Consider the following 16,424-nt stretch of genomic DNA (forward strand, 5'->3'; position numbering starts at 1 on the left):
GGCGTAAACCGTTGAGAATGACTAAAAAAAAAGCTAACATTGACTGCTATAAACTTACGACTATATTAACATGAAATATGCATGTTTCGGAACACAGATACATGTGCTATTCCATATGGCCGTTAACACTTATAAAATAATTACTTACATATGAATATCTTAGAGAAATTCTCGTTGAAAAGCAAAGTTATCGTAGTAACTGGCGGTACGGGTATTTTGGGAAAAGCTTTTGTCAAAGCCTTGGCGGAAGCAGGAGCAAAAGTTTGTATTATCGGTAGAAGCCAAGAGAAGGCAGATGAGCGGGTGGAAATGGTGCAAGCATTGGGCGGAGAGGCGCTCGCTGTTGTCGCTGACGTAATGGATGAGCATTCTGTCCGCAAAGCTAAAGAGCAGATTTTGAGCAAATGGAATACCATAGATGGACTGGTAAACGCAGCGGGAGGGAATATTCCAGGCGCGACTATCGGACCGAATGACGATTTATTCGATAACAAAATTGGCGATACGATTAAGGCTATTGAACTGAATCTATATGGTACCATCATTCCAACACTTGTCTTTGGAGAGGTTATCGCAAAGCAAGGAAAAGGTTCGATTATCAATATATCGTCTTTGGCCGCGAGCCTGCCGATTACGCGCGTTTTAGGCTATACGGTGGCTAAGCACGGCGTAGACGGATTTACGAAGTGGATGGCGACAGAACTGGCATTGCGATATGGTGATAAGGTACGTGTGAATGCCATCGCGCCAGGTGTGTTCCTAACGGAACAGAACCGTACGTTGTTGACCAATCCGGATGGTAGCTATACGGAACGAGCGGGTAGGTTTGTACAAGGAACGCCCTTCTCCCGTTTAGGAGATCCATCAGAATTGGAGGGTACGCTGGTGTATTTGTTAAGCGATGCCTCGGCATTTGTTTCAGGTGAAACCATCTTTGTTGACGGTGGTTTTAATAGTTGGTGTGGAGTTTAGGTTTTATAATATGAGTAAGAAATTTTTAGAACAGACGTGGCGTTGGTATGGACCAAATGACCCAGTATCCCTACAAGATGTAAAGCAGGCCGGAGCAACGGGAATTGTGTCGGCATTGCATCATATTCCGCACGGAGATGTATGGCCAAAAGCGGATATTTTGGAGCGGAAGAGAATAATAGAGGAGGCAGGACTCGTATGGTCAGTAGTGGAGAGTGTCACGGTGCACGAAGCAATAAAGACGCGGTCGGAGCAGGTCGATTTTTATTTAGATAATTATCGTCAAACATTGAGGAATTTAGCGGAATGTGGAATCAAAACGGTGTGCTATAATTTTATGCCGGTGCTGGACTGGACACGAACGCAACTGGATAAAGTGATGGATGATGGATCAAAAGCACTTTATTTCGACTGGATTGATTTGGCCATCTTTGATATATTTATTTTGGAGCGGCCTGATGCTAGTGCGTCTTATTCAGCGGAAATTGTGGAACAGGCAGAAAGCCGTTACGCTACTTTCGATGACGAGGCGAAGAAATTTTTGCTTTCCAATGTATTAATGGGTATTCCTGGGGAGAAAGATCCGTCACTGGAGGACTTGCAGCGCAGTATTGATATCTATGCCGCGATTGGCTTCGATGGTTTGCGGGAGAATCTTACTTATTTTCTTTCTTCTATTGCCGATGTTTGTGAGGAGCATGGCATAAAAATGACAATCCATCCCGACGATCCCCCATACGCCATCCTAGGACTACCGCGAATTGCAAGTAATTTAGCGGATTTTAAGTATATCATCCAAACGGTAGATAAGTCGTTTAATGGTGTTTGCTTTTGTACGGGCTCATTAGGCGCCGGACCTGATAACGATCTGGTGCAAATATTTAAGCAGGTACAGCATCGCGTTAATTTTGTGCATCTACGTAATGTGAAGAAAGATGCTATAGGGAGTTTCTATGAAGCAGATCATTTAGACGGCGACGTTGATATGTATGCCGTTATGAAAGAGCTGGTCGCTGAAAACCAGCAACGCGAAAAAACTATTCCTTTTCGACCGGACCATGGACATCAAATGTTGGACGATTTAAATAAAGTTACCAATCCGGGATATTCGGCAATCGGTCGGTTACGAGGATTGGCAGAGCTGCGGGGGCTGGAATTGGGTATTATTGGTAGTAGATAAATTATTATCCTATCGTAGAACGTCGAAGCTGAATGGAGGTAGGAAGCTTAATGTTTTCCCACTCGATTTGGCTTCGATTCTTTTTGTGCATAACTTCGACAAGCTTGTTTACCGAAATTTCTCCGATTTCCGTCGTCGGTTGGCGAATGGTACTTAACGAAGGGTTCAAAGAGAGAGCTAGCTCGGTATTAGCAAAACCGATAACCGCTAGGGTTTCTGGCACTTTTATTTCTAGTTTAGCTAAAATACCCAATAGATGGGTAGTGATGGTGTCGGCAACGCCGATAATAGCATTTGGTGGAGTTGGTAACTGCAGTAAATATCTCACATGTTTTTCCATGTCATCTTGCAAGTCTGCCAAGCTTTTCACCTTACAGTGTACAATATATTCCTGCGTAACGGGGATATGAAAATCTTCGTGTGCTTCGATGTACCCAGATAGTCGTTTAGTTGTGATACCTTGATGCGCCCCGCAGAATATGGCTATTTTCTTCCGACCGATGTCCAGGAGATGTTTACACGCGTTATACGTTCCTTCCGAGTTTAGCACCCCTACCTTGTGTGTTTCGATGGGATAATACGTTCTGTCAAATATAACGAGAGGAGTCGTTCTGAGAATCTGCTTGGCCAATGATATATTTGATTCTTCATGAATGGGACAAAAAAGAATTCCATCGACCGATTTATCTATCATGGATTGAAGGGCTAATTCTTCAAGCTCTTCATTTTCCATGGTGTTCATAATAATAATCCGGTAATGATGCGTAGCGGCAGCATTTTGCATTCCCGCGATAATTTGCGCCTCGAAAGGTCCGGTCATTTTGGGAAGAACAACACCAATAGTATTTGTCTTCCCCGTTTTTAGGAACTTGGCAAGAACATTTGGTTGATAGTTATGTTTCTTTGCGAACGCCTGTACTGTTCGTTTGGTCACCTCGCTAATTTCGTGACTATCATTTAATGCTTTTGATACTGTCGAAACAGACATATTTAATGCCTGGGCTAAACTTTTAAGTGTCGTCTTCGCCATTACAATCTTATCTAAGGTCAACTATCTCATAACTAGGATAATCTGCCGCCTTGAATATAAACTTTGCTGCCGGAATTTGATGGTTCACATAGAGCGTGTTAATGGTGTAGGTATATCGAGCTCCCGATTTATCGAACACAATAACATCGTGAATATGTTTGTTTGGATTTATACGCAGTTTGATTTTAGCATAGTTTGTTCTCGTATCTGTAGGCGTCAATTCTACGACGCGCAATACGCCTTTGTTTTGCGCTTCGTCCTTCGTGCTTTTATATTCAAATCCCTTTTTGTAGAAAGTAAAAAGATTATTGGGGCCAATGCTTTCGGTGTTGTTATCTGACTCACTCACTTGTACCTCCTGATCTTCTTTGAGAACGGACCAAGTACTTCTTCCATCACTGATAATATCTTGCTCACTCAACTCGATACGGAACTGGTTCTTCGGTTTGTTCAAGAAGAGAGTTCCCTTATCTACATGGCTCCCTCCCTGTGCTTGCTGTACTGAAAAACTAAAGTCAGACTGTATAGTATGATAGGCGTCGTATTTTGCAGAAACCTCGTCTAACAAATTTTTTACTTTGGCATCCACCTGTCCGTATGCTACCACGGACGTACAAATGAAAGCAACGAAAAATGCTATTTTTTTCTTCATCTTATTCGTTATTTCTTAACGTTTCCAAATACTGTTCCAGGGAATACTCGTCGGGGTAAAGTACTTCACGGGCTTTACTCCCCTCAAAAGGGCCAACAATACCTGCAGCCTCCAGTTGATCGATTATTCGCCCTGCTCTGTTATATCCAAGTTTCAGCTTGCGTTGAATCAATGACGTCGAGCCTTGTTGGTGCATGACAATCAACCGGGCAGCTTCTTCAAAAAGTTGGTCACGATCACGCGAATCAAACTCCATGCCACCGCTCCCTTCTCCGTTCTCGTCTACATATTCCGGCAACATAAAAGCAGATGGGTATCCACGCTGATTCCCGATAAAATCTGATATCTGCTCTACTTCTGGTGTGTCTACAAAGGCACACTGGATACGGGTTAAATCACTTCCAGTCGCTAAAAGCATGTCCCCGCGACCAATCAGCTGGTCAGCACCGCCAGCATCCAAGATTGTCCGAGAGTCTACTTTAGACAGAACCCTAAACGCCAAGCGTGCCGGAAAGTTGGCTTTAATAGTACCTGTGATGATATTTACCGATGGTCTTTGTGTAGCAATTACCAAATGTATTCCAACAGCACGAGCCAACTGAGCCAATCGTGCGATAGGTGTTTCTACTTCTTTTCCCGCTGTCATCATCAAATCTGCAAACTCGTCAACTACCAGAACGATATAGGGTAAGAATCGATGACCCTCTTCAGGGTTTAATCGCCGGTTAACAAATTTCGCATTATACTCCTTCAAGTTACGTACCGCCGCATTCTTCAATAAGTCGTAACGTTGATCCATTTCGATACATAAGGAGTTGAGCGTGTTGATTACTTTTTTTGTATCTGTGATAATAGCTTCGTCTTCGTTCGGTAATTTCGCCAAGAAATGACGCTCTATCGTTTTGAAAAGAGAGAGCTCGACCTTCTTAGGGTCAACCATGACAAATTTTAGTTCGGCAGGGTGTTTCTTATATAATAAGGAAGTCAGGATCGCGTTGATACCAACAGATTTTCCTTGTCCTGTGGCCCCTGCAACTAACAAGTGTGGCATTTTTGCTAAATCCGCTATATATACCTCATTAGATATCGTTTTACCCAGCGCTATCGGTAAATCCATGTCCGTTTTCTGAAACTTTTCCGTTGCCAGCACGGAGCGCATCGATACCATCTCTGGAGCGCTGTTGGGCACCTCAATGCCAATAGTTCCTTTGCCAGGCATAGGCGCAATGATACGTATACCTAAGGCCGCAAGACTCAAAGCAATGTCATCCTCCAAGTTCTTTATTTTGGATATGCGCACGCCTGGCTTTGGAATGATTTCATATAATGTTACCGTTGGGCCGATTGTCGCCTTGATATGTTCAATCTCAATGCTGTAGTTACGTAATGTCTCTACAATACGGTTTTTATTGGCCTCTAACTCTTGCTGGTTAATGGTGATTTTGCCGCTGCCGTATTCTTTTAGCAAATCGAGCGTGGGGTATTGGTAGCCCGAAAGGTCTAATTTAGGGTCGTATTCTCCAAACTCGGCAACAAGATCGTTAGCTGTAATGGCTTTTTCTTCTACCACTTTCTCTACACTAAGCGCGGGTCCATCAGTCATTGGTTTCTGTTCATGATGTACAGGCTTTTCAATGATCTCAGGAACATCCACCGTAAAGGTAATTTCATGTTTGTCTTGTTCTTTATTCTCCGTTTGCACATTAAGGGCTGCTTGCGTAGAGGCAATAAAGTCGTCTTCGGCCGTATCTACTACTTCTTCCTCCGGTATAGGGGTGTGAAGGGTGTTTTGTGATATATTTGCCGAAGCATTTATTTTATCGGCAAACGGTTCAAAGTTATCTTCTTCCTCGTCTTCTAGGTCCTCGTCAATCTTTTTTGATGACCAGGTCCACCTCAAATCTAGATTGTAAACCAGGATGAGTACGGCCAAATAAGCAAAAGCTAGGAGCGCGGCTATGCCGGTACTACCTATCTGAATTTTGAGTAGTTGATTTGTCCAGTAACCAAACTTTCCTTCAAGTATATGAGGAGAATCTGTTATAAAATCCTGTAAGAACCCTAATGTTACTGATAAGTAGATGATAGTTGTAGCTGAATAAATGATCGTTTTCCATACCGGCAGAAGAGATTTTCGATACAGAAATTTATATCCAACAATAAAAAGTATAAATGTAAAAATGAAGGAAGCTACGCCAAACCATTCGTAAATAAACTGATTGGCAAGTAAGGCTCCCAGCTTTCCTAGCTTATTTTCTACAACAGGAAGATCTATAGCGTCATCTGCCATTTCATCGGCGCTCCGAAATAAGCTAGACCAACCGCCGTTTGTTTCCGTTATATAACTTTGGTCTTGTTTCCATGTAAAAAGATACGAAACAAATGAAACGGCCATAATGAAAGAAACAAACAGCAGGAAAATGCCAAATATCTTGAGGGCTTTACGCTGTCCTTCTGAAAAATTGATATTTTCAAATGAACCAAATCGTCTTTTCTTACTATATGTGACATTCCCTGCGGTACGCGGAGCACGTTTAGTACTGCCTGCATTGCCGGGATTTTTAAATGTATTTCCTTTATTTGACATGAAAATTAGATAACTTTCCTAATTACAAACTTAGGAAAAATAAAAGAAATGTTGAGTCGTAAAAAGCTGTTGTCGCTCAAATGTATTTTCCTTTCATGTCGTCGATATACGACGGTTGACGAAAGACATAAAAAAGCGTTCCATTTCTATTGGAACGCTCTCATTATTATATTGCTGATGAAGTTATTTTGCAATAACTAGAAAGTAGTTTTTTTTGCCACGCTGCGCCACGACGTACCTGCCGCTGATCAGATGCGTGGTGTTAATCGTTAATTCAGCGTCATTAATTTTCTCTTTGTTGATAGCGACACCGCCTCCCTGGAGCATTTTTCGTGCTTCACCCTTTGACGGGAAAACCTGGGTATGAACCGCGAGAAAATCCAATACATTGATGCCTTCTCTCAGCTGGTCGGCCGTAACTTCAAACTGTGGGACTCCATCGAAAACCTCTAATACACCATCGTGCTCTAACTCAGCCAAAAATTCCAAGGAACCATTGCCGAATAGAAATTCCGAAGTTTTCACTGCCGTTTCATAATCTTTCTCCGAATGGGTACGTATCGTGATATCCTTTGCCAACGCTTTTTGCACCGTTCTGGTATGCGGTGCAGCATCATGTTCCGCAATGATAGCGTCAATCTCTTCTTTGGTCTTGAGTGTAAAGATCTTAATCCAACTTTTGGCGTCATCATCTGTTGTGTTTAACCAAAATTGATAGAATTTGTACGGCGATGTTTTCTTTGGATCTAACCAAACAGCTCCCGATTCCGTTTTACCAAACTTTTGTCCGTCTGCTTTTTTTATCAATTGGGTGGTAATCGCATAAGCTGTTCCTTGGTCTTGACGACGTATCATCTCGCTTCCTGTGACAATATTTCCCCATTGGTCTGAACCTCCCATTTGTACTTTACAGTCGTGATGCTTCCATAGATAGTAAAAATCGTACCCTTGTATCAGTTGATAGGTGAATTCGGTAAAGGAAAGGCCATTGTCTCCTTCAAGACGTTTTTTTACAGAATCTTTCGCCATCATGTAATTTACAGTAATCAGCTTGCCAACGTCGCGGATAAAGTCCAAAAATTTAAAATCCTTAAACCAATCATAGTTATTAACCATTTTCGCGTCGTTGTCACCATCTCCGAATTGTAGGAATTTGGCGAGCTGTGTTTTTAAACTGCTAACATTGTGTTGTAATGTGGCTTCATCCAACAGATTTCGTTCGGCAGACTTAAAGGAGGGGTCGCCGATCATCCCTGTAGCTCCGCCTACTAATGCAACGGGTTTGTGTCCTGCATTTTGAAAGTGGATGAGGGTCATAATCTGTGTTAGGTGTCCCACATGCAGTGAATCTCCTGTTGGGTCGAAGCCAATATAGCCGGAAACTTTTTCTTTATTAAGTAATTCTTCTGTTCCGGGCATGATATCTTGTAACATCCCTCTCCAACGTAGTTCTTCTACAAAGCTCATTTTTTTGTGGTTAAATTTTTTTAATTAAGATTGCAAAGATACGAGATTAAGCTGTATCTTACGATAATTAATAAGAAGTTTGGGCTTGTGAATTTTCTGTCGCATTATTATTTTGAACGCTATAGCCTACATTCTGAAAGGATATTAGGTGCGCTGCTTCCGGATTTGCTCAAGAATGTGGATAAGCGATATAATTTTCATCCTCAGCGGTTTGAAGAGGTGCTTTTTGCCCATCCAAAAACGATGTGGATATCGGAAGGCTGGTATAGACATGTAGAGGTCGATAGGCTCTTTCATACGTCCGATTTCTTCCTCGACCACACGCATGCATTGCGACGCAGACTTGATCCTGTTGTAGCACATCTTCCTGTACGGGCATCCTTTTTAGCGCATATCGCACTAGAGCTGTTACTGGACCATTTGTTAATAGATCATACGTTAGTCAACCCTAATAGGTTATACGAGCATTTAGGGCATGTTCAGAAAGTAACCATAGAAAAGTATTTACAGGCCATAGGAGAGGTTGATACGGAACGTTTTTCTGTTTTTTTTGAACGCTTTGTGACTTCCCGGTATATTTTGGATTATGCCGATATCAGCAATCTTTCTTATGCACTTTTTAATATTTGTAAACGTGTTTGGACATTCGAAAGTACCGGCGACGATCGGGATAAACTGACTGCATGTTTACGAGTATATAAAGAAGAACATCTGGTGAACTACATGTATATTTTCCATGAGATACAAAGTAAACTACCTTAGTTTGGGTTATTTTTGTCATTTTTGCAACGATAATTTTTCAAGGTAGCGTTTGCTTAAAGCCTGTTGCCTATAGCCTGATTAATAATATGATGAATAAACTTTTCCGCAAGAAGAGTGTCGACCAGATAATTGCAGATGCTCAGGAAGGAACAGGACTTGCCAAAGTGTTGGGCGTCCGCGATTTGGTCTCACTGGGGATTGCAGCGATCGTCGGGGCCGGAATATTTAGTACCATCGGACTAGCCAGTTACGAGGGAGGACCGGCGATTTCCTTACTTTTTGTTTTTGTGGCGTTTGCTTGTGTGTTTACAGCACTGGCATATGCACAATTTGCCAGCACGGTTCCTGTGTCGGGAAGTGCCTATACCTATGCCTATGTTGCTTTTGGGGAACTCTTTGCCTGGATTATCGGGTGGGCGTTAGTTTTGGAGTACGCCGTATCCAATACGGTCGTTGCGATTTCCTGGTCTCAGTATTTTGTTTCAATGCTGGAGGGATTTGGTATAAATATTCCGAAATGGTTGGCTATGGCTCCAGGATATGCCATTGATGCTCATGAAAAGTTCCTTTCGACGGGAATGGATGCCCTTAGCGCTGCAGATAAGGTCGGGCTGCATGCTTATCTCTCGGCTCCTAGAGTTGGTGATGTGCCGATTATTTTTGATTTGCCCGCTGGCTTAATTACGGTGCTTGTTACTTGGCTGGTATATGTAGGTATTAAGGAATCGCAGCGGGCAAGTAATATTATGGTGGCAGTTAAAATCGGAATTATTTTACTAGTGATTGCGGGCGGGATGTTCTTTGTGAAACCGGAGAACTGGACACCATTTATGCCTAATGGTGTCTCTGGTGTCATGGGCTCTGTAGCTGCTGTGTTCTTCGCTTTTATTGGGTTCGATTCTATTTCCACAACAGCGGAGGAATGTAAAAATCCACAACGTGACTTGCCGCGGGCAATGATTTTATGTTTGGTCATATGCACGATATTGTACGTGGCCATCACCTTGGTGCTAACAGGAATGGTGAATTATACCAACCTGAACGTGAAAGACCCGTTGGCATTTGTATTTAAATACGTCGGTTTCGACCAAATGGCAGGCATTGTGTCGATTACGTCGGTGGTCGCCATTACAAGTGCATTGGTGGTGTATCAGCTTGCACAGCCAAGAATATGGATGACAATGAGCCGGGATGGTTTGCTTTGGAAAAAGTTTGCTCGTGTGCACCCAAAATATAAGACTCCTTCTTTTGCTACCATCGTAACGGGTGTGGTCGTGGCGGTGCCTTCGTTGTTCTTTAAAATGGACTTTTTTGTCGATTTGACTAGTGTGGGAACATTCTTTGCGTTTATCCTTGTATGTGCCGGCGTGCTGTATATGGATTATGCTGGCCTATCTGCAAAATCGAAGTTCAGGGTACCGTATATCAACGGAAAATATCTAATTGGATTGGGCTTGATTGCCGCATGGGTTATCTTATATCGATATGGCCAGGATACGCTTAAAGAATGGATAGAATTGCCGTGGCTGGAAATAATTGAACACAAATCACTGATCGTCGTCTTCTGGCTAGTCTGGTTGATATTGGCAGTAATGGGATTTAAATATAGATTTTCACTATTGCCTGTTACCGGAATTTTGATTAATCTTTATCTAATGAGCCAGCTTGGTGCAAGTAACTGGATTATTTTTTTAATCTGGCTGGCGATCGGATTGGTACTTTATTTTATTTATGGGTATAAACACTCTAAACTGAATAAGGATGTCCGATAGTTAAAATATTAGCACGAAATATTTCCTTAAACGTATAATTGTCACAATAAAATTACTATCTTAGCGATTATATATACAGGGTGTTTGTATCCCTTTTTAACGTCAAACTATTTTTTTTCATGCATTCTTATGACATCCGTGCCAGAAGATATCTATTCTACTTTCTTTTATCCTTTACGATACTTTCCCCCCCCGTATTCACAATAGCGCAGACTCCCGCATTACATTTTGAGGGAAAATACGTATATGCTGACTCTATCTTGGGCAGCGCTACTTATCAATACCTGATGGAGGCGGGCGACACTGTAAAACATGGCGAATTTAAATTTGAATCCACTGAAGAACATTTTGAAGAGAGTCACATTGTGGAGGGGATCTCGATCGCTGGTAATTACAGCAACAATCGGAAAGACGGTGCGTGGACTTATACCCATCAAAAACTAAAACTTACCGGTATTGCTAAGCTCAAAGGTTTAGGGGTGAACTACGACGCTAATGGTACAGAATTTCTGATCAAAGCGTCTTTTCGCGACGGGAAAATACATGGGACATACGAATTGGTGAGACGGAAGGTTAGGCAATCAAATCCGGCAGATACGCTATTTTATGCCAGATTACAATATGCTGACGGAACGTCAACAGGTACCTTTCTTGGGTTTACGCCTAATTTAAAAGTGAATGGGCAATTTGATGAGGACGGTTTTCCCCACGGTGATTGGTTGCTTGTCCACGGCTCGGGTAGCGAAGAGCAAATGCATGAAATGAGACGATATGACCATGGCTTTTTTAGCAAGCATTTCTACATATCAGATGAGGAACTAGTCGAAATCAAACATGCTGGTTTCGATACGGTTGTGACAAGTGGATTAGGGTTACTCACCCATCTTAGGGCTACTCCTACCTATTTTCGAGCCCTGGATTATACCCCCCTTGTGATAGAACATGCTTTTGATGACGCGGACGAAAAGGCGATCCCCCTGGATACCGTTCAGACACGTGTCGTACAAGGAAATCTTTTTTTAGAGCGCGTTTTTGTTGAGCCCGCGATGCATCTAGGAAAAGACGTATGGAAAGGGATAGGGGGGAGCGAATCACTGTTGCCGGTGAAGTTGAAAGTCAGAGAATTTGCGTTTTCGCCGGATGAATTTTCCTTAAATCAGAAAAACGAGAAATTATTGATAGAAACCCGAAGTTTAATCCATACGGTTATTGATAATCCAGCGATGGAGGTAAGCCGCTTTATGAATCCGGAAGTGGGTTTTTATTACGGGGTGTTGGGGATATATCAACAAAATCTGGAAAAAATAAGCCCTGTAGTACGTTTTTTGGCTGACACAGCAGCTGAATATATAGACCATGATGCGATCCTTTTCCATAATGTACATCAAATTAGGTATCCTGAAGCTGTTGAATACCAATATCAGGATGAACCTCAAGCTAGGCATTATGCTTTTCCTCCAGAGTTGAAGGCAACGGACACGAGAGTGCTTCATAAGCATCTCAATATCGTTTATACGGACGTTAATAGAATTTTAAAAATTTTAGAGAAAGCCGTGCAGAATTATGAGATACAAGGTGAGTTAGCCCGTAAAGAACGTAATCTGATTGAGGTGCGCGATTCGGTTATCCGCCTTTTTATGGATGTTGACTCGAGCGATGACTACAATGAATTTCATCGGTATTTGCGGGATAGCCTGCAGTATTTTATGGAATATTCTTTCGCCGAATATGCTAAACATTCAAGCAGTGAGCGCGTAGCAAATATCGATGCTGTGCAGGATTGCTATACATATTTGCTTACGATCTATGAAACTATAGCCAACTACCACGAGAAACTAGATAAGTTAGATCAGGAGTATACTCGAAGCGTATGGAACCCTTATACATTTACGCACATGGAGGAACGTGTGAAAAGTAGACTGTACGATGTATTTGAAAACCTCCTGTTGCCCTTCGTTTGGAAAGACATTCGAGAAAATATTTCTTGCGACACGCTCCCTGGTAAACTGCAGCAATTAGACGCGCTTTTAGTCCGGATGACAGATTTGAGGTGGAAAGACACCAAGGATATGGAACGGAAGCTTAGACGAGCGCGTAAGGATATACCCACTAGTCTGGAAATTCTCGGTTTGCGTCAGCAGATTAAATGGTAAGAACGCTCATTAAATTGAATGTCAAACGTATGTGCATTGCAGTGATCAAAAAATTACATTTCAGCTATTTATTTCTTTGTTTGGTATCGACCGCCGGCTTTTTTCATCCCGCTATTGGGCAATCTGAAAGACCTGACCAATCCCTCACTCAACCGACAACAACGGCTACCTGGAATGGACTTTATGGGAAGTTTCGTCTCGGGAATCGCCTTTATTGGGACGCGCAGTTCCATTATCGCAGAGTGAGCTCTGATGACACGCCACTTGTAGGTAGAATGGGGCAGATATACAATCGGCATGCGCTGAATTATCAGGTAAATGATCGATTAGCGGTGGCACTGGGTGGTGTTTTGCGGTTGAATTTTACACCAGACCCTGGGAACCCGGCTTTTGAGGATATGGTCCTGGAACCCCGGGTATGGCATGAATATTTGTTTGCGATGCCTTTTAATATTGGAATGGCATATCACCGTATCCGTATTGAGCATCGGTGGAGTCGTTCCAATGATGTTGGAGCAGATTGGATTTTTCGGAATCGTTGGCGTTATAAGTTTTATATGAATATTCCTTTAAATAATCGCAAGCTTATCCCCGGCACATTTATGTTTACCCCAGATGTGGAGATTATTATGCAGAGCGGAAAGCCGGTTATTGATAGCCCGTTGGAAGACTTTCGGGTTAATCCTTCCATAGGCTATATTCATAGTCCGCGTTTAAAATATAGTGTAGGGATGATGTACACCACGGGTCAGACGTTAGGCGCAGGATATATGTATACGTCCCGTTGGGTATTGCGGACGAATATTTATTTGTCATTGGACTTTCGTAAGAAGCAATCCCGGATACCTGGGGTGCGCTTGTTTGATTAATCTGTTTAGAACACAAAAAAGATGGCTAAAGAACATAAAAGAACAAACACAACAATCCTTATACTTATAGTACTTTTATTAGTTTTAATAGGGGCGGGGACGACGCTCTATGTTAGTGCGCGAAGAGATACGGCAAAGTGGAAAAGTTTGTACTATGCTGAAGTTAAAGCGACAGGAGACGGCCATCTCGGGGAAGAGCTATTTCGTTTGTTTGAGTTGGATAACCAAGTTTTTAATCGGCAATACATACAGGCCTTGGGGGGGTATGGTCAATTGAGAACTTCTTTGCATGAAATTTCCGATAGCCTTATTCAAAGCAGGATATCCTATGTTCAAATGAGGCTGCGCGAGCTGGGGAGCACCATAAACGGTGAACCGGATAGTAACTCGTTGGTAGACTTAACAGCGGATTCTGTTAACCTATTAAGGCACCGTATCGATAGTCTGCAAACCACCTACGGACGTTCAACGGATAGCTTGGCTGAGAATATAACGGAATTGAATCGACTGGTGCATGTACAAAATCGGGTATTAGAGAAAAAGGAACAATTGAATAAACTGGAATTTACAAATGCAGAGGGTGTTGCTGTTCAGTACATAGGAGAGGTGATAGACAGCATGGCTAACGGTGTTGGAACAGGTATCTGGGAAAGTTCAGGAGGCGTTTATAAAGGTGAGTGGAGACGAAACCAACGGCACGGAAAAGGGGTTTATACTTGGAAGGATGGCGAGCGTTATGAAGGAGCTTTTGATAATGATAAACGCACAGGTTTCGGGTCGTACAGTTGGTCTAGCGGCGAGCGTTATGAAGGAAATTGGTTGAATAATAAAAGACATGGCGAAGGCACGTTGTACGACCGTGACGGCAATATTAGCTACCAGGGACACTGGGAAAACGATAAGCCTTCAAAGAAATAAAACACACACGCGATTTTCCGAGATAAATGCTTAATACATCGGACTTATCGCCGCTAAAAAATCGTTAATCAATCGATTGCATTGGTATTTTTTTTATATTTATGGCCGGTTTAAAATACAAATTATTGGAGCCTGCATGAGTTGTCGATATGCTTTTGTGAATGGGACAGTTCAAGGCGAGCTTCGTTGCCGTTAAAAAAATAAATAAAAACTTATGTGTGGAATCGTCGGCTACGTCGGTAGTAACCTAGCTTATCCGGTAATTATTGACGGATTAAAGAAATTGGAATATAGAGGGTATGACAGCGCAGGTGTCGCGCTGCATATGGGAAATTCAATTGAAGTTTACAAAAAAGAGGGAAAGGTGGCTGCGTTGGAAGAATCCGTACACGGAAAAAATGTCCAAGCAACCATAGGCATTGGACATACACGTTGGGCAACGCATGGCGAACCCTCCGATCGAAACGCCCATCCACATTATTCCAATTCGAGAAATATAGCGATGATACATAATGGTATCATCGAAAACTACGCCCAGCTTAAAAGCGAACTCCTGCAAAAGGGCTACACATTTAAAAGTGATACCGATTCCGAAGTTTTGGTGAATTTCATCGAAGATATTAAAATTAATAACGAATGTTCGCTCGAAGAAGCGGTGAGAATAGCGTTGAAAAGGGTCGTGGGAGCGTATGTGATATTATTGCTAGATAAAGATCTGCCAGATACCATCATTGCTGCCCGAAAAGGAAGTCCTTTGGTCATAGGTGTGGGGGAGAATGCACATTATTTGGGTTCCGATGCTTCACCGATGCTGGCTTATACCAAAGAAGTGGTGTACATTAACGATTACGAGTTGGCGATCGTACGTCCAGATGAATTGATTTTAAAAAATCTGGGCAACGAGCGCATTACGCCGTTTGTGCAAAAACTCGATATGGAATTGGCGGCTATCGAAAAAGGTGGCTTCGACCATTTTATGCTAAAAGAAATCTTCGAACAACCGCAGACTATTTTTGATTCTTTGCGTGGTCGTATGGATGCCGAGCAGCAATCGATTACATTAAGCGGTGTGGACAAGATTGCTGAAAGGCTTTTACGTGCGAACCGGATCATTATTGTTGCTTGTGGAACAAGTTGGCACGCCGGTTTATTAGCAGAATATGTAATTGAGGAACTTTGTCGTATCAATGTAGAGGTTGAGTATGCATCTGAATTTAGATATAGAAATCCGATCATAACCGATCAAGATGTCATCATCGCGATTTCCCAAAGCGGTGAAACCGCTGACACCCTTGTGGCATTGGAAAATGCCAAGAAGCAGGGTGCTACTATCTTCGGATTGGTCAATGTTGTAGGCTCTTCCATCGCACGGATGTCTGATGCAGGGGCTTATACACACGCAGGGCCTGAAATCGGTGTGGCAAGTACAAAAGCATTTACGGCACAATTAACCGTACTCTATTTGATCGCTTTGAAAATCGCCCAGTTAAAAGGCACCATTGAGGCTACATTGTTCAATAGATTGTTGGCTGATCTGGCCAACGTTCCAGCATACGTAAAAGAAATTTTGGACGATCAGCATGCAGTCATTCAAGCGATCGCAAGAAAGTATAGTGACGCCAGAGATTTCCTTTATCTAGGAAGGGGATATAACTTCCCCATCGCATTGGAAGGAGCACTAAAGTTGAAAGAGGTTTCCTACATCCACGCAGAAGGATATCCGGCAGCAGAGATGAAACACGGGCCCATTGCTTTGGTTGATGAACAATTGCCTGTTGTTTTCGTCGCCACAAAAGATAGTTATCATGAAAAGATCATTAGTAACATCCAGGAAATTAAGGCCAGAAAAGGAAAAGTCATTGCTGTGGTGTCACACGGCGATAACGTTGCGACAGGGCTAGCCGATGACGTGATGGTTGTGCCGCATGTGCATGAAATAATCGCTCCTGTCTTATCTGTCATCCCATTGCAACTGTTGTCATACTATATCGGAGTATATAGAGGATTAGATGTGGATAAGCCAAGAAATTTGGCGAAATCGGTAACCGTTGAATAAGGCGGG

12 protein-coding genes are annotated in these 16,424 nt (G+C 42.5%); 8 read left to right on the forward strand and 4 right to left on the reverse strand.

What is annotated here, in order from left to right:
• The first annotated feature begins 150 nt into the window (after positions 1–150).
• On the forward strand, positions 151–972 hold the full coding sequence (locus C5745_RS11240) for an SDR family oxidoreductase (protein WP_105717092.1): 822 nt from the start codon (positions 151–153) through the stop codon (positions 970–972).
• A 10-nt stretch (positions 973–982) separates the two neighbouring features.
• The gene (uxuA, locus tag C5745_RS11245; protein ID WP_105717093.1) at positions 983–2,152 is read left to right on the forward strand and encodes a mannonate dehydratase; all 1,170 of its coding nucleotides are present in this window, start codon (positions 983–985) and stop codon (positions 2,150–2,152) included.
• 4 nt (positions 2,153–2,156) lie between these two features.
• On the opposite strand, the gene C5745_RS11250 is transcribed toward uxuA, so the two are convergent.
• The 4 genes from C5745_RS11250 to tyrS all read right to left on the reverse strand — a co-directional run bounded on the left by C5745_RS11250 (position 2,157) and on the right by tyrS (position 7,888).
• The gene (locus C5745_RS11250) at positions 2,157–3,182 is read right to left on the reverse strand and encodes a LacI family DNA-binding transcriptional regulator (RefSeq protein ID WP_105717094.1); all 1,026 of its coding nucleotides are present in this window, start codon (positions 3,180–3,182) and stop codon (positions 2,157–2,159) included.
• Positions 3,183–3,189: 7 nt separating this feature from the next.
• Positions 3,190–3,834 (reverse strand): LolA family protein, encoded by a 645-nt coding sequence (locus C5745_RS11255; protein ID WP_105717095.1) that lies wholly within the window; start codon positions 3,832–3,834, stop codon positions 3,190–3,192.
• 1 nt (position 3,835) lies between these two features.
• Positions 3,836–6,421 (reverse strand): FtsK/SpoIIIE family DNA translocase, encoded by a 2,586-nt coding sequence (locus C5745_RS11260; RefSeq protein ID WP_105717096.1) that lies wholly within the window; start codon positions 6,419–6,421, stop codon positions 3,836–3,838.
• A 183-nt stretch (positions 6,422–6,604) separates the two neighbouring features.
• Positions 6,605–7,888, reverse strand: a complete 1,284-nt coding sequence (tyrS, locus tag C5745_RS11265; RefSeq protein WP_105717097.1) for a tyrosine--tRNA ligase — start codon at positions 7,886–7,888, stop codon at positions 6,605–6,607.
• Between the two features lie 87 nt (positions 7,889–7,975).
• On the opposite strand from tyrS, the gene C5745_RS11270 reads away from it, so the two are divergent.
• The 6 genes from C5745_RS11270 (at position 7,976) to glmS (ending at position 16,418) form a co-directional block, all read left to right on the forward strand.
• Complete coding sequence (locus tag C5745_RS11270) at positions 7,976–8,650, forward strand: hypothetical protein (protein ID WP_133166340.1); 675 nt, start codon at positions 7,976–7,978, stop codon at positions 8,648–8,650.
• An 86-nt stretch (positions 8,651–8,736) separates the two neighbouring features.
• Complete coding sequence (locus C5745_RS11275; protein WP_105717099.1) at positions 8,737–10,422, forward strand: amino acid permease; 1,686 nt, start codon at positions 8,737–8,739, stop codon at positions 10,420–10,422.
• 119 nt (positions 10,423–10,541) lie between these two features.
• Positions 10,542–12,575, forward strand: a complete 2,034-nt coding sequence (locus C5745_RS11280) for a hypothetical protein (RefSeq protein ID WP_105717100.1) — start codon at positions 10,542–10,544, stop codon at positions 12,573–12,575.
• Positions 12,569–13,444 carry a DUF2490 domain-containing protein gene (locus C5745_RS11285; protein WP_105717101.1) on the forward strand — a complete coding sequence of 292 codons (876 nt, stop codon included), beginning with the start codon at positions 12,569–12,571 and terminating at the stop codon, positions 13,442–13,444. Before C5745_RS11280 ends, C5745_RS11285 begins: the two co-directional genes overlap by 7 nt.
• Before the next feature lie 21 nt (positions 13,445–13,465).
• The gene (locus tag C5745_RS11290) at positions 13,466–14,362 is read left to right on the forward strand and encodes an MORN repeat-containing protein (RefSeq protein WP_105717102.1); all 897 of its coding nucleotides are present in this window, start codon (positions 13,466–13,468) and stop codon (positions 14,360–14,362) included.
• Positions 14,363–14,576: 214 nt separating this feature from the next.
• The gene (gene glmS / locus C5745_RS11295; protein WP_105717103.1) at positions 14,577–16,418 is read left to right on the forward strand and encodes a glutamine--fructose-6-phosphate transaminase (isomerizing); all 1,842 of its coding nucleotides are present in this window, start codon (positions 14,577–14,579) and stop codon (positions 16,416–16,418) included.
• Positions 16,419–16,424: the final 6 nt, after the last annotated feature.

Origin of the sequence: Sphingobacterium haloxyli, from assembly GCF_002980525.1 — a bacterium.
Lineage (GTDB): Bacteria > Bacteroidota > Bacteroidia > Sphingobacteriales > Sphingobacteriaceae > Sphingobacterium > Sphingobacterium haloxyli.

Coding starts and splice junctions, on each gene's coding strand:
- C5745_RS11290 (WP_105717102.1), top strand. CDS start 13,466: ATGGCTAAAGAACATAAAAGAACAAACACAACAATCCTTATACTTATA.
- C5745_RS11280 (WP_105717100.1), top strand. CDS start 10,542: ATGCATTCTTATGACATCCGTGCCAGAAGATATCTATTCTACTTTCTT.
- C5745_RS11260 (WP_105717096.1), bottom strand. CDS start 6,421: ATGTCAAATAAAGGAAATACATTTAAAAATCCCGGCAATGCAGGCAGT.
- glmS (WP_105717103.1), top strand. CDS start 14,577: ATGTGTGGAATCGTCGGCTACGTCGGTAGTAACCTAGCTTATCCGGTA.
- uxuA (WP_105717093.1), top strand. CDS start 983: ATGAGTAAGAAATTTTTAGAACAGACGTGGCGTTGGTATGGACCAAAT.
- C5745_RS11250 (WP_105717094.1), bottom strand. CDS start 3,182: ATGGCGAAGACGACACTTAAAAGTTTAGCCCAGGCATTAAATATGTCT.
- C5745_RS11255 (WP_105717095.1), bottom strand. CDS start 3,834: ATGAAGAAAAAAATAGCATTTTTCGTTGCTTTCATTTGTACGTCCGTG.
- tyrS (WP_105717097.1), bottom strand. CDS start 7,888: ATGAGCTTTGTAGAAGAACTACGTTGGAGAGGGATGTTACAAGATATC.
- C5745_RS11275 (WP_105717099.1), top strand. CDS start 8,737: ATGATGAATAAACTTTTCCGCAAGAAGAGTGTCGACCAGATAATTGCA.
- C5745_RS11240 (WP_105717092.1), top strand. CDS start 151: ATGAATATCTTAGAGAAATTCTCGTTGAAAAGCAAAGTTATCGTAGTA.
- C5745_RS11285 (WP_105717101.1), top strand. CDS start 12,569: ATGGTAAGAACGCTCATTAAATTGAATGTCAAACGTATGTGCATTGCA.